General features: G+C 58.0%; 2 protein-coding genes and 1 pseudogene. All 3 read left to right on the forward strand.

Going from position 1 to position 1,710, the window contains the following annotated elements:
• The coding region (locus V6C16_RS12525) for a DUF4372 domain-containing protein (RefSeq protein WP_442886232.1) at positions 1 to 179 on the forward strand (179 nt) is incomplete at its 5' end.
• Positions 175 to 1,371 (forward strand): annotated as a pseudogene (gene yidC, locus V6C16_RS12530) (membrane protein insertase YidC); the annotation flags it as partial. The gene V6C16_RS12525 and the pseudogene yidC, both read left to right, overlap by 5 nt.
• Before the next feature lie 42 nt (positions 1,372 to 1,413).
• On the forward strand, positions 1,414 to 1,710 hold a 297-nt coding region (locus V6C16_RS12535), incomplete at its 3' end, for a Jag N-terminal domain-containing protein (protein ID WP_333543362.1).

A 1,710-nucleotide genomic window follows, 5' to 3' on the forward strand; every position in this document is an offset into this window, starting at 1 on the left:
AGGAGCAATTCACCGTCATGGCCTTTATCCAACTCGCTGCAAGGCGCTCTTTACGCGATGGGCTTCGCGCCTTGGAGGCGGCCAAGAGACGGCTGTATCACCTCGGCTTGAAATCAGTAGCGCGTTCAACGGTTGCCGATGCCAACAATTCAAGGCCTGTGGAATTTTTCAAAGCTTGAGCAGGGCCAGCAGGGAACGCTGCGGCTCGTGGGCGAAGTGGATAATCTGCGCGTGGTGCGCGAAATGACCTTCAGCGCCACCAACTACCTTATCCGCGAAAAAATCCGTGTGGTAAACCAGAGCCAGCAGGCCCGCAGCGTGCGCGTGAGCTACACTGTGGCCGCCGATGCCAGCAACGCCGCAGGCGACCGTTACGACGCCATGCGTGTGGCCTGGGACAACGACGGCAGCCTCAAGGAAGAAAGTTCGGCCAGCACTCTTGAAAGCACCGGCGTGCAGGCGGTGGGCAAGATTTACTGGGCCGGGGCCATGAGCACGTATTTTCTTTCGGCTGTGCTGCCCGGTGATGTGAATAACGTGACCGTCAAGGGCGTTATGCAGCAGAACGTGTACCGCACCGCCGTGGAAGAGCAGGAAACCCTGCTTGGCCCCGGACAGGAAAAGGAGCTTTCCGTTTCTTACTGGGTCGGTCCCAAGGTGCGCTCCGAGCTTCAGGCCGTTTCGCCCCAGCTTGCCAAAAGCGTTGATCTGGGCTTTTTCCACATCATCGCCAAGGGCCTTTTGTGGCTGCTGGAATTTTTCCACAAGTATGTGCACAACTGGGGTCTGGCGATCATTCTGCTGACTGTGCTCATCAAGGCGGCGTTCTGGCCGCTGACGGCAAAAAGTTACGCTTCCATGGAAAAGATGAAGAAGCTCCAGCCGCACATGATGGAAATTCGTGAGAAGTTCAAGGACAACAAGGAACAGATGAACAAAGAGGTCATGGCCCTCTACAAGACCTATGGCGTCAATCCCGCCAGCGGCTGTGTGCCTATCCTCATCCAGTTGCCCGTGTTCTTTGGTCTGTACCAGGCCCTGCTCACGTCCATCGAGCTGCGCCACGCGCCCTTCATCACCTATCTGCCCGGTACGGACATCCTTTGGCTGGCTGACCTGTCCACCAAGGACCCCCTGTACATTACGCCCGTGATCATGGGCCTGACCATGTTCCTGCAGCAGCGGATGAGCCCCCCGGCCACAGATCCCACGCAGCAGAAGATCATGATGTTTCTTCCCCTTATCTTTACGGCCCTTTTCCTGAACTTCCCTTCGGGGCTGGTGCTGTACTGGCTGGTCAACAACGTGCTTTCCATAGCCCAGCAGCAGATGATGATCCGGAAGTTCAAGAATCACGCCGCCGCGAAATAGCCGCAGCGACGGCCTGCGACACCTATTGGAACGAGGACGATTATGGAAGGCTTTAAGGAATTCCAGGGCAAAGACCTGGACAGCGCCATAGAGGAAGCCTGCGGCTACTTCAACACGGCGCGGGAAAAACTGGAAATCGAGATCGTGCAGGATTCCAAGTCCGGGATCTTCGGCATCGTCGGGGCGCGCAAGGCCAAGGTTCGTGCCCGCCGGGTGCAGTTGCGCGAGGCTGTTGAGAATATATTGGGACGCAAGGGGGGGGCTGCCCCCTCCGCCGATACTCCCGGCGATGCTTCCGCTGAAGCCGCAGGTGAGCCTGTGGCTGGTGCGGACGGCAAG

The sequence above is a fragment of the Desulfovibrio sp. 1188_IL3213 genome (assembly GCF_036763145.1).
Classification (GTDB): Bacteria; Desulfobacterota; Desulfovibrionia; order Desulfovibrionales; family Desulfovibrionaceae; genus Desulfovibrio.